We start from the raw sequence: 25,544 nt of genomic DNA, 5'->3' as shown, positions 1-25,544 counted from the left end.
GCGGCGCGGCCGCGGGCGCGGGCGGCGGCGCCGGCGCGGGGCGCGGGGTCTTCAGCTCCACCTCGCCGCCGCCCACCAGGCCCACCAGGTTGCGCACGCCCGTCACCCGCACCCGGTACGTGGTCTCCGGCGCCAGCCGCGCCCCCGTGCGCACGAAGAGCGACTGCGAGGGCGCCTGCACCGTGTCGCGCGCGGGCGGGCGGGCGCGGGCGGTGTCGCGCCCCGCGGGGGGCCGCCCGGCGCGGGCCGTGTCGGCGCGCGCCGAGTCCGTCGTGGGCGGCCCGGCCTCGGGGAAGGGGCCCAGCCGCACGGCCGTGACCGGCACCGCGCCGCCCGGCCCCGTGACCGTCACCTGCGCGGGCGAGAGCGGCTGCGCCGGGTCCAGGTAGTCGTCGAACTTCACCTCGATCACGTCGCCCTCGCCCCGCGCCGAGCCCGCCGCGGGCGGCGTGGTGTCGGGGCGGACGATCGACAGGCGGCGCGCCTGCACGGTGTCGCGCGCGGCGACGCGCAGCGTGGCGGTGTCGCTCGCCTCGAACGGGTCCGGCGTGCGGCTGCGGTTCTGGTCGTTGTACGCCCGCAGCCGGTAGTCGCCCTCGGGCACCTGCTCGAACGCGTAGCGCCCGGCGCTGTCGGTGCGCGTGGCGTAGACCAGCGAGTCCGGCAGCAGCACCGCCTCCACCCGCGCGCCCGCCGCGGGCCGCGTCGTCGTCCGGTCGACCACCTCGCCCACTGCCAGCGTGGCGGGGATCTCGGGGCCGGTGGAGAACACCAGGCGGATCGGCTCGGTGGTGCGGTTGCCGAAGCGGTCCTGCAGCCCCGGCGCGATGGTCACCTGGTAGACGCGGTTCGGCTGCCAGCCGCCGCGCAGCCCCACGCTCAGCTCGTCGCCGCTCTTGTCCACGTCGGGGCTGCTGGTGCGCGGAGAGACGCTCACCAGCGTGTCGATCCCCTGCTCCGAGAGCCCCTCGTCGAACACGAAGAGCACGTCGCCCTGGAAGCCGCGCGTGCGCGCCAGGGTGTCGGGGCGCGTGGCCACCAGCCGCGGCGGCTCCTTGTCCTCGGCCCCGCCCGGGGGCGCCTCGATGTGCGCGCACGAGACGAGGGCGCCCGCCAGGAGCGAGCCCGACAGGATCCGGCCGGCGAGCCGCGTCACGACACGCCCTCCAGGGCGGCCAGCTTGGCGCGCAGCTTCTCGCCCTGCTCGCGGTACGAGGCCAGCTTCTCGCGCTCCTTCTCCACTACCTCGGCGGGCGCGCGGGCAACGAAGCTCTCGTTGGCCAGCTTCTTCTCCGCGGCCGCCACCAGCCCCTCCAGCCGCCCCACCTCGCCGCGCAGCCGCGCGCGCTCCCTGTCGAGGTCGATCACCCCGGCCAGAGGGACGAACAGCTCCGTCCCCGAGCGCAGCACGGCGCTCGCGCCCACCTGCCCGTTGGCGGCGCCGAACGACAGCTCGCCCACGCGCGCCAGGTCCAGCAGGGCGCGGCGGCTCCCCTCCAGCGCGGCGCGGACCTCGTCCGTGGCCGGGTTCGCCAGCAGCGGCACGCGCACGCCGGGCTGGATCCCGTACTCCTGGCGCATGAAGCGCACGGCGCCGATCACCTCGCGCAGCTCGTCGAAGGCGGCCTCGGCGGCGTCGTCCTCCCACTCGGGGCGCGGCCCGGGCCAGGGCGCCACCATCAGCGACGGCGGGTCGCCCGCGGCGCGCGGGAGGCGGCGCCACACCACCTCGGTGATGAAGGGCATCACCGGGTGCAGCAGCCGGAGCGCCCCGTCGAGCACGGCGACGAGCGTGGCCTGCGCGGCGCGGCGGCTCTCCTCGCCCAGGTCGCCGTAGAGGCGCGGCTTGGCGGTCTCCAGGTACCAGTCGGCCAGCTCGCCCCAGAAGAAGTCGTAGCAGCGCGAGCCCGCGTCCTGGAAGCGGAAGCGCTCCAGCGCCTCGGTCACCTCGCGCGCCGTCTTCGAGAGCCGCGAGAGGATCCAGCGGTCGGGCAATTCGAGCGCATCCCGCACTTCGTCGATGGAGACGCGCGGCGCGTCGCCCAGCGTGATCAGCGCGAAGCGGCCGGCGTTCCACAGCTTGTTGGCGAAGTTGCGCCCGGGGCCGAACGCCAGCTCCAGGTCCTGGTAGTTCAGGTACTGGTCCGCCCCCGCGCTCGCGCCCGTGGCCACCGTGAAGCGCAGCGCGTCGGCGCCGAAGCGCTCCACCACGTCCAGCGGGTCGATGCCGTTGCCGAGCGACTTCGACATCTTCCGCCCCAGGTGGTCGCGCACCATCCCGGTCAGGTACACGTCGCGGAACGGCACCTCGCCGCGGAACTCCAGCCCCGCCATGATCATCCGGGCGATCCAGAAGAAGAGGATGTCCTGCCCGGACACCAGCGTGCTGTTGGGATAGAACGCCCGCAGGTCCTGCGTCTCCTCCGGCCAGCCGAGGGTGGAGAACGGCCAGAGCCACGAGCTGAACCAGGTGTCGAGCACGTCGGGGTCCTGCCGGAGCGCCCCGCCGCACTCCGGGCAGGCGGACGGGTCCTCGCGGGCGACGACGGTCTCGCCGCACTCCGCCGACTCGCAGTACCACACCGGGATGCGGTGCCCCCACCAGAGCTGGCGGGAGATGCACCAGTCGCGGATGTTCTCCAGCCAGTGCTCGTAGATCTTCCCGAAGCGCTCGGGGTGGAAGCGCACCCGCCCGTCGCGGTGGGCGGCGAGCGCCGGCTCGGCCAGCGGCCGCATGCGCACGAACCACTGGTCCGACAGGCGCGGCTCCACCGCCGTGTGGCAGCGGTAGCAGTGCGGCACCGCGTGCGTGTGCTCCTCGGCCTTCTCCAGGAGCCCCCGCTCGTCGAAGGCGGCCACCACGGCGCGGCGCGCCTCGTAGCGGTCGAGCCCGCGGAACGCCTCGGGGACCGCGTCGTTCATGGTGGCCTCGGGCGTCATCACGTCCAGCGCCGGGGCGCCGGTGCGCTGGGCCACCTCGAAGTCGTTGGGGTCGTGCGCGGGGGTGATCTTCACCGCGCCCGAGCCGAACTCCGGGTCCGCGTACTCGTCGGCGACGATCGGGATGCGGCGCCCCGTGAGCGGCAGCTCCACCTCCGCGCCGACCAGGGCCCGGTAGCGCTCGTCGGACGGGTGCACGGCCACCGCGGTGTCGCCCAGCATCGTCTCGGGCCGCGTGGTGGCGACGACCACGTAGGGGCGCCCGTCCGGGAGGCGCGGCAGCCCGGGCGCGTCGACGCCGGCGGGGAACGGGTAGCGCAGGTGCCAGAGCTTCCCCTTCGTCTCCTCGGGCTCGGCCTCCTCGTCGGAGAGCGCGGTCAGGCAGCGCGGGCACCAGTTGATGATGCGGTGGCCGCGGTAGACGAGCCCCTTCTCGTGCAGGCGGACGAACACCTCGCGCACGGCGCGGGAGAGGCCGGGGTCCAGGGTGAAGACCGAGCGCGGCCAGTCCAGCGAGCAGCCGATGGAGCGCAGCTGGTCGTAGATCTGCCCGCCCGTGTCGCGCACGAACTCCCACACGCGCTCCACGAACGCCTCGCGCCCCAGGTCGTCGCGGCTCTTCCCCTCCCTGGCGAGGAGGCGCTCGACCACGTTCTGCGTGGCGATGCCGGCGTGGTCGGAGCCGGGGATCCAGAGCGCCTCGCGGCCCTGCATCCGGCGCCAGCGGACGAGGATGTCCTGGACGGTGTTGTTGAGGCCGTGCCCCATGTGGAGGCGGGCCGTGACGTTGGGCGGGGGGATGGGGATGACGTACGCCGGCCTGCCGCTCGCCGCGTCGGCGTGGAAGAAGCCCTGCTCCTCCCACCAGCGGTAGAGCGAGGCCTCGTTCTCCTTCGGGTCGTACTGCGGCGGAAGCGCCTCGGCCATCGAAAACCCTGCTCCCAAGACGAACGGGGCCCTGCGCCCCATGCAACCAAATCGGTGTCAGACCGCGCAAACTACGGCCTCGCGCGGGCGACGGTCAAGCGACGGCGGGTTAGCGGGGAGTGAGGGAGCCGGGTCCCGCGCCGGGCGGCTGAAGCCGCGGCTACAACTACAGGAAGCCTCGCCAACCACCTTTGTCGCATACGCGAGCTCGGTGTGGGCGAGGCTTCAACCGAGAACGGCAACAGCGTCGGTCACGATGCCGGTGCGGGGCGCGAAGCGCGCGGGCGCAGCCCGCTAGTCCGCGCAGGCGGACTTCGTGTGGTTGTTGCAGCGATTTCAATCGCCCGGCCTGCCTCGCCTGTCCGGCTTTGGGACGGCGATTCCCACTTCCGCACAGGACCGCCGCGCCGCGCCGAATCCCCCGCACATGCGTCGCAACGAGTTAGCGGAAGACGGCGGAAGGCACGGCGCTTCCCTTCCCCCGAGGTGCTTCCTCCCCGTGGCGAGCCGTCTGACTCGAACCCGACGGACGACGATGGACAAGCTCCTCCAGGACCTGCGCTACGCCCTGCGCATGCTGGCGAAGAGCCCCGCCTTCACGCTGGTGGCGGTCGCGTCGCTGGCGCTGGGGATCGGCGCCAACGCGGCGATGTTCAGCGTGGCCGACGCCACGCTCCTGCGCCCGCTCCCCTACCCCGAGCCGGAGCGCATCGTCGTCCCCGCCATCACCATGACGCACACCGGGCCCGACCGCACCGGGGTCGACACCTTCCCCTGGTCGTCGCCCAAGTACCAGGTGATGCGCGGCGCCACCGGCCATCTCTTCGAGGACGTGGCGGGCTTCGGCGACAGGCAGGTGAACCTCTCGGGCGGCGGCGAGCCCGAGCGGGTGGGGATGGAGTTCGCCTCGGCGCCGTACTTCCGCATCCTGGGGGTGCGCCCCGCGCTGGGACGCACCTTCGCCGCCGAGGAGGACTCGGTGCCCGGGGCGCACGCCGTCGCCCTGGTGAGCCACGAGCTGTGGACGCGGCGCTTCGGCGGCGACCCGGCCCTGGTGGGGCGCACCATCACGCTGGAGAAGACGCCGTTCACGGTGGTCGGCATCCTCCCGCGCGGCTTCCGCGGGCTGAGCGGGAACGGCGAGGTGTGGGTGCCGATGGCGATGGCGCCCCGGCTCTTCTGGCCCCAGGTGCTCCAGGAGCCCTTCGCCCACTGGCACCAGGCGGTGGCCCGGCTGCGCCCCGGCGTCACCCCCGGGCAGGCGCGCCGGGCGATGGCGCAGGTGGCGGCCCGCGTGGAGGAGGCCTACCCCACCCCGCCGCGCTTCATCGCCCCGGGAGACCGGCCGGGCGCCACCGTCGTGGGGCTGCGCGACGCCCGCAGCGACCCGCTGCTGCGCCGCGCGGTGCTGGTGCTGCTGGGCGCGGTGGGGTTCGTGCTGCTGATCGCCTGCGCCAACGTGGCCAACCTGCTGCTGGCGCGCGCCGCCGCCCGCCGGCGCGAGGTCTCCATCCGCCTGGCGGTGGGCGCCGGGCGGGGGCGGCTGGTGCGCCAGCTCCTCACCGAGAGCGTGCTGCTGGCGCTGCTGGGCGGCGCCTTCGGCGTGCTGCTGGCGCTCTGGGCCACCGACGTGCTCTCGGCGCTCCGGCCCGAGCGGATGAGCGCCTGGGGGATCCGCGGCACCGAGGCGCTGGAGCTGGGCGGCCTGGGGCTGAACGCCCGCGTGCTCGCCTTCACCCTGGCCGTCTCGCTCCTGGCCGGTCTCCTCTTCGGCCTGGCGCCCGCGCTGCACGCCTCGCGGCCGGACGTGGCGGGGATGCTCAAGGAGGGCGCCGGGGCCTCCACCCCGGCGGCCGCCTCGCTCCGGCGGCTGGGCGGGCGCGGGCTGCTGGTGTCGGCCGAGGTGGCGCTGGCGCTGGTGCTGCTGGCCGGCGCGGGGCTGATGCTGCGCTCCTTCGCGCGGCTGCGCGCGGTGGACCCGGGCTTCAGCGAGCAGAAGGTCCTCACCCTGAGCGTCGCCCCGCGCGGGGACGACTACCCGGAGCCGGAAGACGCGGTGGCGCTGCACGCGCGGCTCCTGGAGCGCTTCGCGGCGCTCCCCGGGGTGCTCTCGGTGTCGGTGGACAAGTGCGCGCCGCTCTCGGGCGGGTGCAACGGCACCGTCGTCAAGCAGGCCGACGAGCGGGTCTTCGGCCCCGGCCAGGGGCCGCAGGTCACCCTGCACTGGGCCGGGCCCGACCACTTCCGCACGCTGGGGATCCGCCTGCTGGAGGGGCGCGCCTTCACCCCGGCCGACCGCCGGGGGAGCCCGCGCGTGGTGATGGTGAGCCGCGCGCTGGCGGAGAAGCTCTGGCCCGGCCGGAGCGCGGTGGGCCGCCGCGTGCTCCCGGGGATGGGCGACGTGGAGGAGCCCGCCGAGGTGGTGGGGGTGGTGGAGGACGTGCGCTACGGCGGCCTGCACGACGAGCCCGGGCCGGCGCTCTACCTGGCCGACCTGCAGGCCACCTGGCCCGAGGCCACCTTCCTGCTGCGCACCGCGGGCGACCCGCTTGCCCTGGCCGCAGCGGTGCGCCGCGAGGTGCGCGCGGTGGACCCCGACCTCCCCGTGTTCGACGTGAAGACGATGCGCGAGCGCGTGGCCGACGCCACCAGCCGCGACCGCTTCGGCGCCGCGCTCCTCTCCGCCTTCGCCGCGCTGGCGCTGGTGCTGGCGGCGATGGGGATCCACGCGGTGATCGCCTACTCGGTGGCGCGCCGCACGCGCGAGCTGGGGGTGCGCCAGGCGCTGGGCGCCTCGCCGGGCGCCCTGGTGCGGCTGGTGGTGGGCCAGGGCGCGGCGCTCGCGGCCGTGGGGATCGTGGCCGGGATGGCGGCGGCGCTGGCGCTCACCCGCGTCCTCTCCGGCCTGCTGTACGAGGTGGAGCCCACCGACCCGGCGACCCTGGCGGCGATCACCGTGTTCCTGGCGGGGACCGCCCTCCTGGCGGCGTGGCTCCCCGCGCGCCGCGCCGCCCGCGTGGACCCGATGGTGGCGCTCCGCAGCGAGTGAGGGAAGTGCGTGAGTGCGGAAGTGCTCGCCAAAATCCGCCAGGGCTGGCGCGGAAAGGGCGTGGTGCCGGCTGGCGCCACGCCCTCCGCCCGGTCCGCGCATCCCTCACGCGGGTTTCGTAGAGACGCCCCGGCGGGGCGTCTTTGCCTGCGCCACGTCGAGGCCCGTCATCCGCGCATTCCGACGCCCCGGGCGAGGCAGGCCTCGCCCCTACGGGGCTGTCGCGCCAAACCGTTGCCGTAGTTGTAGTTCGTCCCTCTCCCCTCGTGGGAGAGGGACAGGACGTGAGCGCGACGAGGCCGTTCTCGTCGCGCTCACGGTCCAGGGTGAGGGCCGCCAGAGCCGCGCCACGCCGAAGCTCTTTGTCCCGCGCGAAGCGAGCCCGCTGTTCCGCCGTTGCAGTTCACCCCGATCTCCCGCGCGGCGGGGGAGAGGGGCCGGGGGAGAGGGGGCGCCGCGGCGTGCGACGAAGCCAGCCGCGGCGCCCGTCCTCACAACGGCGTGAAGGTGAACTTCCGGATCACGATCTCCACCTCCTGCCCGTTGGTGGGCGCCCAGCCGTTCATCAGCCACAGGTTGATGCGCGCCGGCATGGAGTTCTGCGGAATGCGCTGCGTCGCGTTGCTGGACGGCGCGTACGTCCAGCTGTGGATCACGTTGGTGTTGGTGTCGTAGTGGCCGCCGATGGTCTGGAAGAAGATGCTGGTGCTCTGCCACTTGTAGCGCTGCGTGGTGAACGTCCCCTCCAGCGACAGGCGGAAGGTGTCGACCACCGACGGGTAGGTGCTGCTGGCCGGCCATACCGTGTAGCTGGCGTTCGGCCAGTCCGGGTCGCCCCACCGGCTGAACTCGATGTCGATCTCGTTGGTCCCGTCCGGCCCCGCGTAGCCGAACAGCCCCAGCACCACGTTGGGGTCCAGCAGGTCGATGCGCCCCTCCACCCAGAACTGGTACGTCCCGAAGCCCAGGCTCTGCTGCGTGCCGATCTCCGCCGCGTACCACACGTTGTTCACCTTCGAGATCTTCAGGTGCAGGTAGCCGTTGGCGTCCACCCACACGTTGTTGGAGCTCCAGTTGTTGGGCCCCGGGCCCAGCCCCGTCCCGTTCTTCACGTTCCAGGTGTAGCCCTGCCAGGTGATGGTGGTCAGCGTGCGGGAGGGCTGGTCCGGGGGTGCGACAGCGGGCGTGACGAGCGAATCGGCGCACGCCGCGAGCGCGGCGAATGCCAGCACGGCGACTGCCTTGAGACGCATGGGGTGCTCCTTCGTGCCTGTGCTGTACCCGGAAACGGCCGGGGTGCGGGTGGGCGGCACCCTCAGCGAAAGCACACGCCTCGCGAAGCAATCTGCGTACCGATCTAAAAGGGACCGAACGACTTGAGCTCGTGCGAAGTGCGGCGCGAACCGGGGCTGGCCACGCAAGAAGCGGGGCGGCCGCATCGCCGTCCCGCCAACCCTCTGTCGATCAAAATCGGCCAGCGGGCAACAGATGATCACCCGAGCCACTCCGCCACCAGGCGGTACGGGATCGAGAGCGGCGACGGGAGGAGGAAGGTGCCCGCCTCCAGCCCGGCGCGGCCCCTCCTCTCTTGACAGCTACAGGAGCGCGCCGCATCTTCCCTCGACAGCGACAGGAACACTGCCCACAGGAGCCACAGGTGCCGCCACGTCCGCAGACCGATGCCCTCCGGGGCTCGCTCGACCTGCTGGTGCTCAAGACGCTCTCGCTGGCGCCGATGCACGGCTGGGGGATCGCCCAGCGCGTGCAGCAGCTCTCCGAGGGCGTGCTCGAGGTGAACCAGGGCTCGCTCTATCCGGCGCTGCAGCGGCTGGAGCAGGAGGGGCTGATCACGAGCGACTGGGGCACCACCGACAACAACCGCCGCGCGCGCTACTACCGGATGACCGCCTCCGGCCGGCGCGCGCTGGGCGAGGAGCTGGAGAGCTGGCGCCGCTTCGCCGCCGGCCTCGAGGCGGTGCTGCGCACCAGCTGAGCGCGGCGCACCGGAGACCGCCGGTGCAGGACGGCGCGTTCGCCACGACCGTACATCGGCATCATCATCAGCGGAGCACGCAATGAGCTGGCTCGAAGGATCCCTGGCGCGCCTGCGCCTCCTGTTCGGCCGTCGCGCCTCCGAGTCGCGCATGGACCAGGAGTTCCGCTTTCACCTGGAGATGGAGACGGAGCGCCTGATGCGCGAAGAGGGACTGGACGCCGTCGAGGCGCGGCGCCGCGCGCTCGTCGCCTTCGGCGGCGTGGAGAAGCACAAGGAGGCGCTGCGCGACGGGCGCGGGCTGGCGTGGCTCGGCGGGCTGACGCTCGACCTGAAGCTCGGCGGCCGGATGCTGGTCAAGTATCCGGGGCTGACGATCGTCGGCGGACTCGCGATGGCGTTCGCCATCTGGGTCGGCGCCGTCGCCTTCGAGATGGTGATGCTGTTCGTCAGTCCCACGCTGCCGCTGCCGCAGGGCGACCGCATCGTGCACCTGCGGAACTGGGACGTGCAGGCGAACGAGGCGGAGCCGCGCGCGCTGCACGACTTCGTCGTCTGGCGCCAGGCGATGCGGTCGGTGACCGACCTCGGGGCGTGGGAGGACGTCACGCGCAACCTCACGGGGCGCGACGGCGAGGCCCGCCCGGTGCAGGTCGCGGCGATCACCGCGTCGGGGTTCCGCGTCGCCGCGACGCCGCCGCTGCTGGGCCGCGCCCTCGTGCCGGCGGACGAGCGGGCCGGAGCGCCGCCGGTGGTGGTCCTCGGCCACGACGTGTGGCGGGCGCGCTTCGCGGGCGACTCCGCGATCGTCGGGCAGACCGTGCGGCTCGGGGACGCGTACGCCACCGTGGTGGGCGTGATGCCGGACGGCTTCGCGTTCCCGATCGCGCACGACGCGTGGACGCCGTTGCGCCCGGGCGTGCTCGACGACGCGCCGCGCCGCGGCCCCGGCATCACCATCTTCGGGCGGCTCGCCCCCGGCGCGACGCTCGACGACGCACAGGCCGAGCTCGCGGCGCTCGGCCGGCGCGCGGCGCGGGAGCTCCCCGACACGCACGAGCACCTGCAACCCCAGGTGATGCCGTACACGCAGATGCTCGGCGGGCCATCGATGGACGCCGATGACATCGGGATGCTCGCCGTGATCCAGCTCTTCGTGCTGATGCTCCTCGTGCTCGTCTGCGGCAACGTGGCGCTGCTGCTTTTCGCGCGGGCGGCGACGCGCGAGGGCGAGCTCATCGTGCGGAGCGCGCTGGGCGCGAGCCGCCGCCGGATCGTCCTCCAGTTGTTCGCCGAGGCCCTCGTGCTCGGCGGCGTGGCCGCCGCCGTCGGGCTCGCGGCCGCCCACGTGGCGCTGCGCGAGGTGGGACTGCCGTTCCTGGAAGCGACCATGGGGCGGATCCCGTTCTGGATCGATCCGCATCTCTCGCCCGCCACGGTGCTCTACGCCTGTGCGCTCACGCTTCTGGGCGCCGCGATCGCCGGCGGGCTCCCCGGGCTCAAGGTCACGCGTGGCATCGGATCGCGCCTGCGGGCCGGCACGGCCGGCGGCGGCGGTCTGCGGTTCGGCGGCGTGTGGACGGCGGTGATCGTCGCGCAGGTCGCGGTCACGGTCACCTTCCCCGCGGTCGCGCTGCTGGAGGTGCGGGAGCTGCAGCGGATCCGGTCCTACGACGTCGGGTTCGCGGCCGAGGACTACCTGGCGGTGCAGCTCACCCTGGACCGGGCGGACGTGGACGGCGACGCGGCGGCAGCCGCGGCCCACCGCGCGCGCTTCGGGATGTTGGTCGAGACGCTGCGTCAGCGCGTCGCGGCCGAGCCGGGGGTCGTCGGGGTCACCTTCGTGGATCAGTTGCCGCGCACGGACGGGGGCTACCACCTCATCGCCCTGGACGATTCGGTGTCCGTCGCCGCGCCCTCCGGCGCGGCTGGCGCACCGGAGGAGCAGGGGCCGCTGCGCTCCGCGAAGATCGCGTACGTGGATCCGTCATACTTCGACGTGCTCGAGGCGCCGATCCTCGCGGGACGGGGATTCCGGACCGCCGACCTCGCCCCGGAAGCGAGGGTGGCGATCGTGGATCAGGGGTTCGTGGATCAGGTGCTGCTGGGGCGCAACCCGATCGGCCGGCGGGTGCGGATCGCCCAGGCTCCGACGCCGGTCACGGGCCCGGAGGCAGACTCACTTCCCTGGTTCGAGATCGTGGGCGTCGTGAAGGATCTCGGCATGATCGGCGCGGAGGAGAGCAGACGCGGGATCGGGCTGTACCTGCCGGCCGCGCCGGGCAGCGGCTTCCCGCCGCACATGGTGATCCACACGCGGGGCGACCCGATGGCGTTCGTGCCGCGCGTCCGCGCCATCGCCGGCACGGTGGATCCCACGCTGCTGCTCTCGGAGTTCCAGCGCATGGACCAGATCGCGAACGACTATCTGTGGCTCATCGGGATATGGCTGCGCACGACGCTGCTGATGACCGTCGTCGCCGTGTTGCTCTCGCTTGCGGGGATCTATGCGGTGCTGTCGTTCACCGTCGCCCGGCGCACACGCGAGATCGGCGTGCGCGTCGCGCTGGGAGCGGACCGGCGCCGCGTGGTCACCGCGATCTTCCGGCGGCCGCTGACGCAGGTCGGCCTCGGCATCGCGGCGGGTGCCATCCTCATCGCCCTCGGCGCGCTGGGCCTGTCGCACACCTACCAGTTCCAGGACTGGCCGAAGGGACTGTCGGCCGGGCAGATCGCGCTGCTCGTGGCCTACGCGGCGTTCATGCTGGGGGTGTGCCTGCTCGCCTGCGTCGTCCCCACGCAGCGCGCGCTCCGGGTGGAGCCGATCGTGGCGATGCGGGTGGAGTAGACCGATCCGGGGATCGTCCGCCGCGGCCCTCGGCAACCGTCCACTTCCACGACTGGCCGGCGCGAACGGGTTCGCGAAAACGGGGGCGCTTCGCCCGGGCCGGTATCGGCCCGGGCGAGGACTTTCGTATCTGCCGCTGAAGGCTCACCGCCGCGCTCGCGGCGCGGGGAGCGGCGCGGTACACGACGGCTCCGCGGGGAAGCGCTCCCGGCACCAGGCCAGGATCTCGGCGGCGTCCTCGGGACGACCCCTGGCGGCGACCTGCTCGGCGGCGGCGCGCAGCGTCTGCGGCCACAGCGAGTACGCCTCCGGGTGCTCCGCCATCGCCGCGGTCGCGGCGCGGAAGACGGCGCGCGCGGAGTCGATGCCGGCCGCCGCGTGCGCCTGCACCACCAGCGCCGGGATCGAGCGCGGGTAGCGCCAGGTGCCGCCGTTCACCGCCGCGGCGATGCGGCGGAAGGGGAAGTCCTGCTGGTTCGAGTTGGCGAGCTGGACGATGATGGTGCGCGTGGCGGGCTGCACGTAGATCCGCTGCCCCAGCGAGCCGTCGGCGTAGAAGTCGCCCCGCGGCGCCAGCATGGGGTGCCACCAGTACAGCGTGTGCTGCATCCCCCACCACGTCACCACCTCGGGCGATTTGCGCGAGCTGTCGTACGCCACCGACGCGGCCACCCACTCCGCCGGCACCACCTGCCGCCCCTCCCAGCGCCCGCCGTCCAGGTACAGCCTCCCGAACTTGGCGTAGTCGCGGGCCGTGGCGTTCCAGCCGGTGGACGTCTTCTCCTGGCCGCCGCGCCGGTCCAGCAGCCACGATCCGTCGTGCTCGGCGCCGATCGGCTTCCACAGCACCTCTTCCATGTACTCGGCCACCGTCCGCCCGGTGGCGCCCGCCAGCACCAGCCCCAGCACCTCCGCGTCGGTGTCGCGGTACCGCCAGCGCGCCCCGGCGGGCTCGACGCGGTCGACGCCGCGCAGCAGGCCGCGCAGGTCTCGGGTGTAGAAGATCCGCGCCTCGGTCGAGGACGCCTGGCTGAGCGGGCCCCCGCGCGCGTCGGTCCACTCGGTCCCCGAGCTCATCCCCAGCAGCTGGCGGATCGTCACCGAGCCGTAGGCCCGCCCCCGCAGCTCAGTCACGTACGCGCCCACCGAGTCGTCCAGGCCGCGGATCTCGCCGCGCGCGAGCGCGATCCCCACCAGCGCCGAGGTGGCGGACTTGGCCATGGAGAACGAGTTCGAGGCGCGGGCCGAGTCGTACCCGAAGCCGTAGCGCTCGTAGAGGATGGTGTCGTTGCGGATCACCAGGAACGCCAGCGCGCGCATGTCCACCAGGTGCTGGGCCAGCGGCACCAGCCGCCCGGTGCCGGGGTCGCGGACGCTCACCGTGTCGAGGTCGGTGCGCTGGACCTCGGCCTTCGCGAAGCGGAACGGCCGCTCGGAGGCGTGCATCACGCGCGTGGGGAACATCCTCAGGTCGCGCGCGTCCGGCTGACCGTACCAGGCGGTGCGCAGCAGCGTGCATCCGCCAGCCGTGGTGGAGAGCGCGACAGCCGTCGCGAGCAGCGCGGCGCGGCGGATCGGAAGAAGAGGAAGACGGTTCGGCATGGGGTCACCAGGAAGGAATCGGGTTCGCTGGGCTCGGCGGCGCCTCCGGCTCGACTCCGGCGCCGCGCGCAGCACGAAAGCACGCGCCCGTTACCGGCGGGTGCCGCTCGCGTTATCTTCCCGTTCCCGGCAGCCTTTTCGCCCCGCCGCGCATCCAATCCCCGCACGCCCGTCACGCGGCCCCGCATTCCGCGGCTGACCGCACCCGCACGCTCCGCCCTCCCCCGCGACGACGATGCTGCGACTCACCACCCTGGGCACGCTCCGGCTGGAGCGCGACGGCGCGCCCGTCCCGGCGCCGCAGCCGAAGCGCGTCGCCCTGCTGGCGTACCTGGCGCTCGCGCACCCGCGCGGGCCGCACCGGCGCGACTCGCTGCTGGGGATGTTCTGGCCGGAGCTCCCCGAGGAGCGGGCGCGCAACGCGCTGCGGCAGGCGCTGCACCAGCTCCGCGCGGCGTGCGGCGACGGCGTGCTGGCGACGCGGGGGATGCACGAGGTGGGGATCGACCCCGCCCGGGTCCGCTGCGACGTACACGAGCTGGAGGCCGCCGCCGCGCGCGGGGACGCCGCGGCGGTGGCGGCCGCCTACGGGGGCGACCTGCTCCCCGGGCTGTTCGCCGCGGGCGCGGGGGAGTGGGAGGACTGGCTGGCCCGCGAGCGGATGCGGCTGCGCTCGCTGGCGGCGGAGGCGGGGCGCGCCCTCGCCCACGCCGCGCGCGACGCGGGAGACGCGGCCGCCGCGGCGCGGTGGGCGCGGTGGACGTGCGGGCTGGACCCGCTCGACGAGGCCGCCGTGCGCTGGGCGATGGAGCTGCTGGCGGGGTGCGGCCTGCGCGGCGCGGCGCTGGAGCTGTTCGAGCGCCTGGCCGCGCAGATGCGGCGCGAGCTGGGCGTGGAGCCCGGGGAAGAGACCGCCGCAGCGGCCGAGGCCGTCCGCGCGGCCGCTCCCACCGCGCGGCGGGCCCCGGCGCGCCCCGTCGTCCGAGTCGCCACGCCGCCGCCCGCCCTCGCGGGATCGCGGGTCGAGGCTCCACGCGCGAGCATGTGGGCGCTGGGGCGGGCGCGCGTGCGCTGGGCCGCCGCCGGCGTGCTGCTCGCCGGGACAGTGGCCGCGGTGGCAGCCGACGGGCTGGGTGGACCGCGGCCGCGGCGCGAGCGGGTGGCGGTGCTCCCCTTCCGCCCGGCCGGCGCCGCCCCGGCCGACGCCGCCGCCGCGCGCGAGGCGGCGGACCGCGTCCGGGGGGCGCTGGCGGCCGCCGGGCTCGAGGTCGCGTCCGGCGACGGGGGAGACGCGGCCGCGGGGACGGTGGTGAGCGGGGCGCTCTACCGTCGTGGGTCCGCGACCGAGGTGCGGGCGACGGTCTCGGACGCCCTGGCCGGAAGCGAGGTGGCCTCGCTCGGCGCGCTGCTGCCGGCCGGCGACACCGCCGCCCTCGCCGCGCTCTCCGACCGCGTGCTCGCGGTGGTGGCCACGCACGCCGACCCCGTGTTCGGCTGGGTGGGGCCCACCAGCCGGCCCGCGGGCTCGCCGGGGTACCGGCCGTTCGTGGAAGGGCTGCGGGCGCTGCGCGACGAGCGGGGGGACGACGCGGCGGCGCTCTTCCGCACGGCGGCGCAGGCCGACACCGGGTTCGTCCTGGCCGCGCTGATGGCCGCCGGGATCGACGCCGAGCAGGGGCGGCGGGCCGCGGCCGACTCGGCGGTGCGGCGGCTCGCGCCGGGTCGGGCCGCGCTGGCGCCGGCCGACCGGACGATCCTGGAGTGGATCGAGCGCACGCTGGCGGGCGACCGGGCCGGCGCGCTCGCCGCCATGCGGGAGCTCACCACCGCCGCGCCCGGGCTGGAGATGGGGCACTTCCAGGCCGGGCTGGAGGCGGTGCGCTGCAACCGCCCCGCCGAGGCGCTGCGCCACCTGGCCCGGATCGACCCCGAGCGCGGGTTCAGCCGCGGGTGGGCCTCGTACTGGGCCACCCGCGCCGACGCGCTGCACATGCTCGGCCGCCACGCCGACGAGCTGCGGCACCTGCGCCGGGGGCTGGCGCTGCACCCCGAGCTGGTGGTGCTGCGCGACTACGAGCTGCGCGCGCTGGCGGCGCTCGGCCGCACCGGCGAGGTGCTGCGGCGGATCGACGAGTACGCGGCGATCCCCGCCCGCGGCGGCTGGTCGCCGTCGGCGGCGATGCTGCACGCCGCCCGGGAGCTGCGGGCGCACGGGCACGACGCTGCGGCCAGGTCGGCCTTCCGGCGCGGCGTGGCGGCGGCCCGCGCCCGCGCGGCCGCGGCCCCGGCGGACCCCGGCGCGCTGGCTGAGCTCGCCGGGACGCTCTACGCCGCCCGCCTGGACGCCGATGCGGAGCGCGTGCTGGACCGCCTGGCGGCGCTGGAGCCGCGTTGCGCGGGGTGCCTGGGCGCGCGCGGCGTGCTGGCCGCCCGCGCGGGGGATCGTGCGGGCGCGCTGCGCGCCGACGCGGAGCTCGCCCTGCGCCCGCCCAAGCCGGGGGGTCTGCTCTGGCGCGCCCGCATCGCCGCCGCGCTGGACGACCGCCGGGGCGCCGCCGCCCTCGTGCGCGAGGCCGTCGCCCGGGGCTACGCGTACGACGGCCTCACCCACACAGACGCCGAGTTGGGGCCGCTGTTCCCCTGACCGAGGTCTGAAAAGATCTCACGCAGAGACGCAGAGACGCGGAGAACCGAAGTGCAGTTCTCTGTGTCTCTGCGTCTCTGCGTGATTCAAGATCCGTTCGGAACCGAATCCTGCGTTGCCACCGTGTCCACCGCGAAGACGCCGCCGCGCACGGTGCCGCGGACGCGGGCGTGGCGCTGCGGGTTCTGGCCCAGGTCGATGTAGACGGTGAAGCTGTCGGGCGAGGTCCACGCCGCGCCGTTGACGGCGTAGTCGCCCGGCGGGACGGCGATCTCCGGGCCGCTGGCGACGATCCGGCCGCGGGGGAAGAGGCGGACCACCGCGCGGTCCATGGTGCCGCGGCGGCCGACGTAGGCCACGTACCGCCCGTCCGGCGAGAGCTCCGGCTCGGCGGTGGGCCCGGCCAGGTCTCTGGCGATGACGATCTCCGTCACCCGCCGCCTGGACGGGTCGTAGCGGAAGCCGTGGGTGATGCGGGCGCGCGCGGTGTCGAACGCGAACCCCTCCACGCCCGACAGCGGCACCACCACCACGCGCCGGTCGGTGAGGACGCCGGGAATGGTGTCCACCGCCGAGTCGGAGCGCACCTCCACGCGCCAGAGCGTCGCCTGCGCGTCCTCGGTCTTCCAGGTGAAGGAGTCCACCAGCGCGGCCGTGTAGCGCCCCTGGGCCAGGTCGGGCGGGACGACGGTGCACGCGCCCGCCGCCGCCCCGGCCGCGAGCGCGAGGGCCAGGCGCCGGGCGCGCTCACGCATGCGCGGCCGCGGCGGGCTCCCGCTCGGGGAGCGCGGGGGTGTCTGGGTCCGGGGGGAAGCCCTTCGCGGCGGCGCGCAGGAAGGCCTCCACCACGCAGGGGTCGAACTGCGTGCCGGAGCACCGCTTGATCTCCGCCATCGCCTCCTCGGGCGTCCCCGCGCCGCGGTACGGCCGGGCGCTCATGATGGCGTCGTAGGTGTCGACCACCGCCACGATGCGCCCCTGCAGCGAGATCTCCTCGCCCGCGAGCCCCGCCGGGTACCCCGAGCCGTCCCAGCGCTCCTGGTGGTGCAGGACGGCGGGGAGGCCGGGGCGCAGGAACGAGCTGCTCTCCATCACCCGCGCGCCCAGCTCCGGGTGGCGCTTCATCTCGGCGTACTCGTCGCTGGTGAGCGCGGCGGGCTTGTGCAGGATGGCGTCGGAGACCGCGATCTTCCCCACGTCGTGCAGGAGCGCGCCCACCCAGAGCGCGTGCAGCTCCTCGCGCGGGAGCCCCAGCTCGCGCCCGGTGGCGGCCGCGTAGCGGGCCACCCGCTCCACGTGGCCGCCGGTGTAGTCGTCGCGCGTGTCGATGGCCGCGGCCAGCGAGCGCAGCGCGTCCACCACCATGGTCTCGATCTGGCGCGCCTGCTCGGCCACGCGCTCTTCCAGGTGCTGCTGGTAGAAGCGGTTCTCGCGCACCAGCCGCCGGTGCTCCAGCGCGCGCTCGCACGCCAGCAGCACCTCGTCCACGTGGAAGGGCTTGACCAGGTAGTCGTCGGCGTTGAGCCGGAGCGCCTGGACGGCGTTCTCCATCGTCCCCGCGCCGGTCAGCACGATCACGGCGGCCGCGTCGTCGGCCGCCTTCACGCGCTTCAGCAGCTCCAGCCCGCTCACCCCCGGCATCCGCAGGTCCGAGAGCACCAGGTCGGCGCCTTCCGCCTCGAACAGCCGCAGCGCCTCGTTCCCGTCGCCCGCCTCGCCCACGTCGTACGCCTCGCCCAGCATCAGGCGCAGCGCGCGGCGGACGGCGGGGTCGTCGTCGGCGACCAGGACGCGCGGGCGAGACCCCTTCACCGCGGGCCGCCCGGTGCAGCGGGGGCGCCCGGCTCCGCCCGGAAGCCGTCCACCGACAGGGTGATCTCGTGGGCCGCGCGCAGCCCCGCGCGCCCGCGCACCGACAGCTCCGCGGCGGGGACGCGCGCCACCTCGGCGCCGTTGACCAGGAAGACGGCCTCGGCCTCGCCCACGCGCACCTCCAGCTCGTTGGGGCGCCCGCCGCTCTCGCCGTCGCGGCGGATCGCGGGGTGGGCCGTCCAGTCGCGCACCACCGGCGTCTCGGCCCCCTGGCGGCGCTTCACCAGGAAGCTGCCGTCGCCGCGCACCAGGAAGTAGCTGTACACCTGCCCGGCTTCCGGCCCCTCCAGCCCGCTCCCGCCGAAGAGGAGCCCGTACCCCTCGTGCAGCCGCCCCGCGTGCTTCTGCATCCGCGCGCGCAGGGTGTACGGCGGCGCGAGCTCCGGCGCGGCGGCGTCCCAGAGGATGGCGTGCGGCCCCGTCTCCACCCGCAGCGAGTCGCCCGCGGCGGACACGGTCACGCCGCCGCCGGGGGTGCTGCGCCAGGAGTGGACGGCCGCCGGCGCCGGCGCGGCGGGTGCACCGTCCGTGGGGGCGGGCCGGGCGCTGGCCTCGCCGTCGCCGCGGTCGCACGCGGCGAGCGCCAGCAGGGCCAGGGGGAGGGTGATTCGCGCGGTGCGGGTCATGGGTCGAGCGACTTGCGGATCTCGGCGAGGGGGAGGTCGCGGACGCGGATCTCCATCGGCACCACGTACTCGGCCTGCGTCCGCGTGCGCAACCGGAAGGTGTCGACCACGCGCACGGGGATGTCCTGCCGGAGCGGGATGGTGGTGCGGATCGGCACCGTGATCGTGCGCCGGCCCACGGGCGTATTGAGCGGCACCCGCACGTCGGTGTTGATCGGCAGCGTGGTGCGCAGCTTGACCGTGTAGACCTCGTCCACCGGCACGTCGAAGTGCAGCGGCGTCCCCGCGGGGATCTTCACCTGGTAGGGGATGCGCGCGTCGGAGCGCTCCAGGCTGGTCAGCAGCCGGTCGACCGCGGGCGCCGCCAGCCGCTCCGGAGAGCGCAGCCGCCACAGCAGCGCGCCGTTCATGGCCAGCGACGCGAGCGCCAGCACCAGCGCGGCGGGCGCGATCCACGGTGCGCGGAGGACGGAGGGCGTCGGCAAGACTGCGATTCGACTGCGAGACGTGCGGATGGCGGCCGGGTCGCGCGGAAGATAAGCATCGGCCGGCGGATGCGCGAGACGAATCGTCGATCGGGTACCGGCGTCAACTGCCAGGCCTCACGCAGAGGAAGCAGAGGCAGCAGAGGGAACCACGGCACGCTTTGAGTTCTCCGCTTCCTCTGCTTCAATGGCAGCGCATGTCGAGGCCCGCTCCGTAGGGGGCGTCGATGGCGTCGACGGAGTACGTCCCGCGTGGAGTCCTGGCGACCTCGATGAAGGGAAGGCCGCCGTCCACCCCGCCCGGGATCGCGGGGCTGAGGTGGAGCCGCTCGTAGTGCGCCCGCACCTGGTCGATGGCGAGGTCCGAGGCGAGCTCCAGCCGCGCCACGAAGTCGCAGTGGTTGCCGTTCCCCGTGAGGATGCCGACCTCGGAGGAGGAGGCCACGGCGCGCGAGCGTGGGGGAAGCGGGTGGTCGAAGAGCTGGCCCGAGAACTTCGAGAGTCGCAGGTCGTTCACGAAGGCGACGGAGAGCGCCCCGGCCGTCACCGTCAGCGGAAGGGCGAGCACGGCCAGAACGATGGAAGCCGCGATCCGCGCGCCTCGCCCGGGAACGCTCCGGCAGATCCGGACGAGCAATCCGAAGGCGGCGGAGAAAGACGCGGCGAAGAGCACGAGCGCCGCCGGGAGCGGAACCGCCGCTTCCACCAGGAGCCACACCGCGCCGAGCGCCGCGAGCAGGAGGAGAAGGGAGCGGATCGCGGCTCCCCGCGCGGCGGGCCGCCGCCTCTCGGCGGCCGGCGTGAGGTCGATCGCCGCCATCAGGTTTCGCGCGGCGGTTCCAGGCCCCTGCCGATCAGGCGCCCCAGCGGACGGCTGAAGGCGTAGAGCACGACGGCCGCGACCAGGTACACCGGGGCGGCCGACGCCCGCTCCCTCTGCTCAGGGGGGAGAGTGCCGGCGGCGGCCAGGAGGGCCGTGTAGAGCAGTCCCATCGCGCCGATCAACACGAGCACGAAGGCGAACAGGCGGACCGCGACGACGCCGAGCCTGGCGTAATGGTTCATCGCTGCACCCGGGATCAGTGGTCGTGGGCGGCCGTTCCCGCCGCCACCAGTTCGACGCCGTGCCAGGGGCAGTACCGCCAGGAGCCGTTCAGCAGCTCGCCGTCCACGGGGCAGCGCTTCTTCGGCACCAGCGAGCCCAGGGGAAGCCGCCAGCGGAACTCCTCGTCGGCGACCACCACGCTGAAGGCGCCGCTCCCGGTCGCCGGCGCGATCGGGTGCCCGTGCGCATCCATCGCCGGGAACAGGAAGAAGTCCATGTTCTCGCCCATCTGCCCCAGGAGGTTGGCGAACAGGGGCTTGAGGACGTCGATGACGATCCGGGTCCGCTCCGGGATGGCGTCGGGCGCCATCGGGGTGTAGCGCGTGCCGTGGCTGTCCACCAGGCGGATGCTGGCGCGCAGCTTCTGCGCGGGCAGGAACGAGAACTCCCCCGCGGAGCCGACGGTCCCGTCGACGGCGGCGATGACCGTGAACGGGCGCAGGAGCGCCGCCACGCTGTCCATCTGCGCCTCGGTCACCTTCGGGTCCGCCTGGGCGCTCATCCTCCAGTACTCGATCGGGATCCACCAGACCAGCCGCATGCTCTGCGGCCGGCTGGAGAGCTGCTGCGTCTCGTTGATCAACTCGTTGATGGTCTGCGCGCGGACTTCCCGTGGCCGGACCCAGCCGGGCGCCGACACCCCGAGCGCCATCAGGACCGCCAGCCTGCGGATCGATGGATTCATTGGATTTCCGTGGAATGCGTGGGTGGGAAATGGGAAGTGGCACAGCGTGCCGGTGCCTGGGCTCATCGCCCGTCGTGGCGGCAGATCGAAGAGTCGAGCGGAAACAAATGGTACGTCGAATCCGGGCCCCCGCGCAAGGCGAGCCGTCACCCGCGTCTTTCGTCGTCCTCCTCCGCGAGGAAGAACGCGCGGTGCCGCACCGCCGGCCGCACCGGGCCCAGGCCCGCGAGGTCGTCGTCCGCTTCGACCTCGCGCCAGAACGCCTCCTCGCTCTCCGCCGTCCCCATCACCACCCAGGGGTGGCCGTACCGCGTCTCGGCCACCCACACGTCCACGTCGCAGCCTCCGCGCCCGTCGATCAGCTCGTCGCCGGCCGGCCACGACTGCAGCTCCCCGACGAGACTCACCTCGTGGGGCGCGGCGCATGCGCCGGCCAGCCTCTCCTCATAGGCCCGGATCAGCGCCCTCCGCTTCCCCTCCGCGACTTCGACGGCGTGGTCGTACTCGCCCGCGTCGGCGTTGCTGAACGCGGGCTGCTCCACCCTCAGCAGCAGGTGGTGGAGGCAGCCCGCGCGTTCGCTGCGCAGCCGGTGGAGACTGAAGATCGCGAGGGGAATTCCCATCGGCCGCTCGTCACGCCGCGGGCGGCGCCCCTCCCCAGGGCTCGTCGGCGGTGGGGCCGTAGATCGACGGCACCGGCACATCCAGCAGGCGCAGGTACACGGAGAGCTGGCCGCGGTGGTGGACCAGGTGGTTGATGGTCTGCCACACCTGCTCGCGGCGGGTCGACGTGAAGAGGACCTGCGGGCCGGCCACCAGGGACCACGGCACCGAGAAGTCCTCGTCCCGGGCGGACGCGAGCGCCTCGCGCGCCGCGCCGGCGAGCTGGTCGAACTTCCCGAGCAGGGTCTCGGTGGTCTCGTAGCTGTAGCCGGGATACGCGGCCAGGTCGATCTTCGTGTCCTTCAGGATCCCGACGAGCCAGCCGGGCATGGTCGCCACGAGCTGCGCCAGGTGCCCGAGCGGGAACGACTTGGGGTGCGGCTTCCACTGCCCCTGGTCGCCCGGCACGCGCTCCAGCATCCTGCGCGTGGTCGCCATCTCGTAGTCGAACTCGGGGAGCAGGTCTTCGGCGATGCTCATGGGCTGTCTCCTCACTCGAGGGTGGATGGGTCAGTTCGCGCTCCGCTGTCGTACGTAGCGATACCGGAAGACGGGGACGCCCACCTCTCTCCCGATCGCCTCCAGGCGCAGCTCGTCGCCCCGGAACACGCCCTGCTGCGGCTCGTTGACCGGGTGCAGCGTGTCCGCCAGGACGAGGGTGTCGCCCCGGGAGCCGCGCAGGTCGTACCGCCCGGCGGTGCGGAAGATTTCGGACGCTCCGGGCTTCTCCCCCTCGCACGAGAGCCGCCCCTCGCTTTCCTCCCGCCACTCTCCGCCCGCATCCAGCGTGAGCACGCTCCGGACGAGGGTGAGCTCGCAGGCGCGTCCCGCCCGGGAGAACCGCACGGTGTGAGGGAGCGGCCTACCCTGGCGCTCGAGCATCACGTACTCGCCGGCCACGCTCTCGGCGGTGAGCACGCGCGGGGGCGATTCCCTCCCGCAGCCCGCGCACGCGCACAGCACGCCGGCGACGGAGAGCACGCGGACGGAGCGGGGCATTGCGGCCGATGCGAACAATGGAGCGCGCCCGCCGACCGTCACCGCGCCGCTCCGCCGACGGTCGATACGGCCGCGGAAGCGCGGAGCGCCTGCCGCAGCTCCTCGGTCAGCTTCTCGCTCGCCTCCGGCCGGCCGTGGAAGGCGGCGGGCGTGTTGTGGAAGAGGGCGATGCGCCAGCGGCCGTCGCGCCTGGCGGCGACGAGCGTCTGCACCGCGTTGGCCGCGGGGTTGAGGTCCGAGCCCCCGGGCGGCACCATCCCCACGACCGCGCGCAGCACGGCCACCCCGGGCGCGAGGCGGCGCACCTCCCGGACGATCGCGACGTACGACGCCGTCGGGTGGTCGCCGAAGATCCCGCACAGGTGCGACTCGATCTCCGCCCGCCCGTCGACCTGGCTCCCATCGAACCCGACGAGATTGCCGTCGTCCGCGAACAGGGCTGCGAACCCGGCGGCGTCGCGCTGGTTCCAGCGCTCCAACAGCTCCTCGTACAGCGCTTCGACCGCGCTCTCGCCCTCGGTTTGGATTTCGGATGCGTCAGGACTCACTGTTCACTTCCTTCACTTTTCTTGGAATCTACCACGTAGATCCGCGAACCGCTTCCCCGCCCCGCCACTCGGTCCGGCCAGCCAAGCGCAGTAACAGTAGCGAGTCGCCGACGATGCGAAAGCCCCTCCCCAGGTGCGCCAGGTGAGGGGCTTTCGATCCGCGGACGGACGGCGCCGGAGCGCCGTCACCCCATCATCTTGCGCACCTCTTCGGTGAGGCGCGGGACGATCTGGAAGAGGTCGCCCACGATGCCGTAGTCGGCGATCTTGAAGATGGGGGCCTCGGGGTCCTTGTTGATGGCCACGATGTAGCGCGAGGTGCGCATCCCGGCCAGGTGCTGGATGGCGCCCGAGATGCCGACGGCGATGTAGAGCATCGGCGCCACCGTCTTCCCGGTCTGCCCCACCTGGTCGGCGTGCGGGCGCCACCCGGCGTCCACCACCGCGCGGCTGGCGCCCACCGCCGCCTTCCCGCCGAACGCCGCCGCCAGCTCCTCCAGCAGCTTGAAGTTGTCGGGGCTCTGCATCCCGCGCCCGCCGGAGACGATGATCGGCGCCTCGGCCACGTCGAGCTTCTCGCCCGCCGCCGCCTTGATCTCGCGCACCACCGCGCCGAAGTCCGCCGAGCCGAGGTCTACGCTCAGCGGCTGCGCCTCGCCCGCCTTCGGGTTCTCCACCGGCGTGAAGGCGTTGGGCCCCAGCGACATCACCGCGGGCTTCTGCGAGAGCGTCACCTTCGAGAACACCTTCCCCGAGTAGCGCGGCCGCGTGACCACGACGCTGCCGCCCTCCACCTCGATCCCGGTGACGATGCTCACCGAGTCGACGCCCAGCCGCGCGGCCACCCGCGGCGCCAGGTCGCGCCCCATGGCCGAGGGCGGGAAGAGCGCCGCGTCGCAGCCCTGCTCCTTGATGAAGCCGGCGATCACGGTGGTGAAGCCCTCGGGCGAGTACCGGTCGAAGGCCCCGCTCTCGCCCACGAACACCCTGTCGGCGCCGTACCTGGCCAGCTCGCCCGCGGCGCTCCCGGCGCCGGGAGCGCCCAGCAGCACCGCGTGCACCTCGGTGCCCAGCGCGTCGGCCAATTTGCGCGCGCCGGTCACCACCTCGTAGCTCACCTTGCGCAGCTCGCCGTCGCGCGTCTCCGCGAACGCGAAAATGCCTGGCATATGTTCGAGTCCTCGCGTGGGATTCGGATTGAACCAAGTCCTGAGTGCTAAGTCCTAAGTGCTTTAGTCCTTAGTGCTTAGTCCTTAGTGTCTTAGTGGGCGTCCGCTGTACCGCGCTCAGCACTTGGCACTTAGCACTCAGCACTTAGGACTAAGCACTAAAACACTAAGCACTAAGGACTAAATCACCTTCGCCTCTTCCCTCAGCAACCGCAGCAGCTCCGGCACCGCGTCCGGGCCCTGGCCCACGATGCGGCCGGCCTGGCGCTCGGGCGGGTACGAGAGCGTGAAGGAGGGCGGCGCCGCGTCGGCCGCTGCGGGCTTCTCCTCCAGCGGCTTCTTCTTGGCCGCCATGATCCCCTTCAGCGACGCGTAGCGCGGCTCGTAGGCGCCCTTGGTGAGCGTGAGCGCGCAGGGGAGCCTGAGCTCCACCACCTCGGCGCCGCCCTCGATCTCGCGGTGCGCCGTGGCCCTGCCGTTCTCGACCGAGAACTCGGTGACGTTCGACGCCGCTGGGATCCCCAGCAGCTCGGCCACCATCAGCCCCACCGCCTGCAGGTCGTCGTCCACCGCCTTCATCCCGAAGAGCACCAGGTCGTACTCGCGCCCCCGGATCTCCTCGGCCAGCGCCTTCGCGACCGCCAGCCCCTCCAGCGGCTTCTCCGTCTTCACCAGTACCGCCGCGTCGGCGCCCATGGCCAGCGCGGTGCGCAGCGTCTCGGCGCTCGCGGCGTCGCCCGCGCTGATCACCGTCACCTCGCCCGCGCCCGCGGCCTCCTTGTGCTTCAGCGCCGCCTCCACGGCGAACTCGTCGTACGGGTTCAGCACGAACTTCACCCCCGACGGGTCGATCGAGGCGCCGTCCCCCGCAATGCGAATGCGCGTCTCGGTGTCCGGGACGCGCTTTACGCACACGATGCTCTTCACGCGCATCTCCCTGGTTCGGTGTTCCCGGAGCCAACTCCGGCGGCCCCGAAAGCCGGGCAACTTATCGCGCGTGCGGCAGCCACGGCAAGGAGAGAAGGCACGGAATTTCTCACGCGGAGTCAGCGGAGTCAGCAGAGAACCACCCCGCTTCGACCGGCATCGGCGCGGCGGCGGGGAGCCCCGCCCTGGCGCCTGGCGCGCCTGTCCCTCCCCCGAACTTCAGGGGAGGGACTTCGCGCTGCGCGCAACGGGCGCCACGAGAGCCCGCGCGCAAAAGGAAAGATCGCGCTCGCCGCAGCGGATCGGTCGACTTTTGATCCATGATACCATTTCGCAGGGAATCGTTCGGGTATCAGCCCTGAAAAGGTCTCACACAGAGGGCACAGAGAACACAGAGGAACAGCGGAGAGATTGAAGTTCTCTCCGTGTCCTCCGTGTCCTCTGTGTGATGCCAATCTGTTT

Annotated in this window: 21 protein-coding genes; 4 read left to right on the top strand and 17 right to left on the bottom strand. The window is 73.6% G+C overall.

Translation table 11 applies throughout. The annotated features are described in order from the left end of the window. The coding region (locus tag VF746_09990; protein HEX8692740.1) for an Ig-like domain-containing protein at positions 1 to 1,156 on the bottom strand (1,156 nt) is incomplete at its 3' end. Next, positions 1,153 to 3,867 (bottom strand): valine--tRNA ligase, encoded by a 2,715-nt coding sequence (locus VF746_09985; protein ID HEX8692739.1) that lies wholly within the window; start codon positions 3,865 to 3,867, stop codon positions 1,153 to 1,155. The genes VF746_09990 and VF746_09985, both read right to left, overlap by 4 nt. 535 nt (positions 3,868 to 4,402) lie before the next feature. Here VF746_09985 and VF746_09980 point away from each other — a divergent pair. Then, a complete protein-coding gene (locus tag VF746_09980) occupies positions 4,403 to 6,916 on the top strand; it encodes an ABC transporter permease (GenBank protein HEX8692738.1) in 2,514 nt (837 codons plus the stop codon). Between the two features lie 491 nt (positions 6,917 to 7,407). Here the strand turns inward: VF746_09980 and VF746_09975 are convergent, their stop codons facing one another. Continuing rightward, on the bottom strand, positions 7,408 to 8,169 hold the full coding sequence (locus VF746_09975) for a hypothetical protein (GenBank protein HEX8692737.1): 762 nt from the start codon (positions 8,167 to 8,169) through the stop codon (positions 7,408 to 7,410). A 404-nt stretch (positions 8,170 to 8,573) separates the two neighbouring features. On the opposite strand from VF746_09975, the gene VF746_09970 reads away from it, so the two are divergent. Both VF746_09970 and VF746_09965 read left to right on the top strand, forming a co-directional pair. Beyond that, on the top strand, positions 8,574 to 8,909 hold the full coding sequence (locus tag VF746_09970; protein ID HEX8692736.1) for a PadR family transcriptional regulator: 336 nt from the start codon (positions 8,574 to 8,576) through the stop codon (positions 8,907 to 8,909). Between the two features lie 82 nt (positions 8,910 to 8,991). Continuing rightward, positions 8,992 to 11,757, top strand: a complete 2,766-nt coding sequence (locus VF746_09965) for an ABC transporter permease (protein ID HEX8692735.1) — start codon at positions 8,992 to 8,994, stop codon at positions 11,755 to 11,757. 144 nt (positions 11,758 to 11,901) lie between these two features. Here VF746_09965 and VF746_09960 read toward each other — a convergent pair whose 3' ends face one another. Further along, the gene (locus VF746_09960; GenBank protein HEX8692734.1) at positions 11,902 to 13,359 is read right to left on the bottom strand and encodes a serine hydrolase; all 1,458 of its coding nucleotides are present in this window, start codon (positions 13,357 to 13,359) and stop codon (positions 11,902 to 11,904) included. A gap of 235 nt (positions 13,360 to 13,594) precedes the next feature. Between VF746_09960 and VF746_09955 the strand changes: the two genes are divergently transcribed. Then, positions 13,595 to 16,003 carry a BTAD domain-containing putative transcriptional regulator gene (locus VF746_09955; protein ID HEX8692733.1) on the top strand — a complete coding sequence of 803 codons (2,409 nt, stop codon included), beginning with the start codon at positions 13,595 to 13,597 and terminating at the stop codon, positions 16,001 to 16,003. Between the two features lie 86 nt (positions 16,004 to 16,089). Here VF746_09955 and VF746_09950 read toward each other — a convergent pair whose 3' ends face one another. The 13 genes from VF746_09950 to VF746_09890 all read right to left on the bottom strand — a co-directional run bounded on the left by VF746_09950 (position 16,090) and on the right by VF746_09890 (position 25,082). Continuing rightward, a complete protein-coding gene (locus VF746_09950) occupies positions 16,090 to 16,758 on the bottom strand; it encodes a hypothetical protein (protein HEX8692732.1) in 669 nt (222 codons plus the stop codon). After that, on the bottom strand, positions 16,751 to 17,815 hold the full coding sequence (locus VF746_09945) for an HD domain-containing phosphohydrolase (GenBank protein ID HEX8692731.1): 1,065 nt from the start codon (positions 17,813 to 17,815) through the stop codon (positions 16,751 to 16,753). Before VF746_09945 ends, VF746_09950 begins: the two co-directional genes overlap by 8 nt. Next, positions 17,812 to 18,501: a hypothetical protein gene (locus VF746_09940; protein HEX8692730.1), complete on the bottom strand. Its 690-nt coding sequence runs from the start codon at positions 18,499 to 18,501 to the stop codon at positions 17,812 to 17,814. The genes VF746_09945 and VF746_09940 overlap by 4 nt, the downstream gene beginning before the upstream one ends. Continuing rightward, complete coding sequence (locus tag VF746_09935) at positions 18,498 to 18,986, bottom strand: hypothetical protein (protein ID HEX8692729.1); 489 nt, start codon at positions 18,984 to 18,986, stop codon at positions 18,498 to 18,500. Before VF746_09935 ends, VF746_09940 begins: the two co-directional genes overlap by 4 nt. A 184-nt stretch (positions 18,987 to 19,170) precedes the next feature. Beyond that, positions 19,171 to 19,806: a hypothetical protein gene (locus VF746_09930; GenBank protein HEX8692728.1), complete on the bottom strand. Its 636-nt coding sequence runs from the start codon at positions 19,804 to 19,806 to the stop codon at positions 19,171 to 19,173. After that, entirely contained in the window at positions 19,806 to 20,051 is a 246-nt protein-coding gene (locus tag VF746_09925; protein ID HEX8692727.1) for a hypothetical protein, read from the bottom strand. Before VF746_09925 ends, VF746_09930 begins: the two co-directional genes overlap by 1 nt. Positions 20,052 to 20,065: 14 nt before the next feature. Then, entirely contained in the window at positions 20,066 to 20,776 is a 711-nt protein-coding gene (locus VF746_09920; protein HEX8692726.1) for a hypothetical protein, read from the bottom strand. Positions 20,777 to 20,922: 146 nt separating this feature from the next. After that, positions 20,923 to 21,399 carry a hypothetical protein gene (locus VF746_09915; protein HEX8692725.1) on the bottom strand — a complete coding sequence of 159 codons (477 nt, stop codon included), beginning with the start codon at positions 21,397 to 21,399 and terminating at the stop codon, positions 20,923 to 20,925. Positions 21,400 to 21,409: 10 nt separating this feature from the next. Next, a complete protein-coding gene (locus VF746_09910) occupies positions 21,410 to 21,919 on the bottom strand; it encodes a DinB family protein (protein ID HEX8692724.1) in 510 nt (169 codons plus the stop codon). 30 nt (positions 21,920 to 21,949) lie between these two features. Further along, on the bottom strand, positions 21,950 to 22,438 hold the full coding sequence (locus tag VF746_09905; GenBank protein ID HEX8692723.1) for a hypothetical protein: 489 nt from the start codon (positions 22,436 to 22,438) through the stop codon (positions 21,950 to 21,952). 38 nt (positions 22,439 to 22,476) lie between these two features. Further along, on the bottom strand, positions 22,477 to 22,986 hold the full coding sequence (locus VF746_09900) for an SgcJ/EcaC family oxidoreductase (GenBank protein HEX8692722.1): 510 nt from the start codon (positions 22,984 to 22,986) through the stop codon (positions 22,477 to 22,479). Between the two features lie 185 nt (positions 22,987 to 23,171). Then, complete coding sequence (locus VF746_09895; protein ID HEX8692721.1) at positions 23,172 to 24,155, bottom strand: electron transfer flavoprotein subunit alpha/FixB family protein; 984 nt, start codon at positions 24,153 to 24,155, stop codon at positions 23,172 to 23,174. A 180-nt stretch (positions 24,156 to 24,335) separates the two neighbouring features. Then, positions 24,336 to 25,082, bottom strand: coding sequence for an electron transfer flavoprotein subunit beta/FixA family protein (locus tag VF746_09890; protein ID HEX8692720.1), 747 nt, complete (start codon positions 25,080 to 25,082; stop codon positions 24,336 to 24,338). Between the last annotated feature and the right edge of the window lie 462 nt (positions 25,083 to 25,544).

Source organism: Longimicrobium sp. (assembly GCA_036389795.1).
Lineage (GTDB): Bacteria > Gemmatimonadota > Gemmatimonadetes > Longimicrobiales > Longimicrobiaceae > Longimicrobium.
Note: the sequence above shows the minus strand (reverse complement) of the source record. Positions and strands in the feature narration are given on the sequence as shown.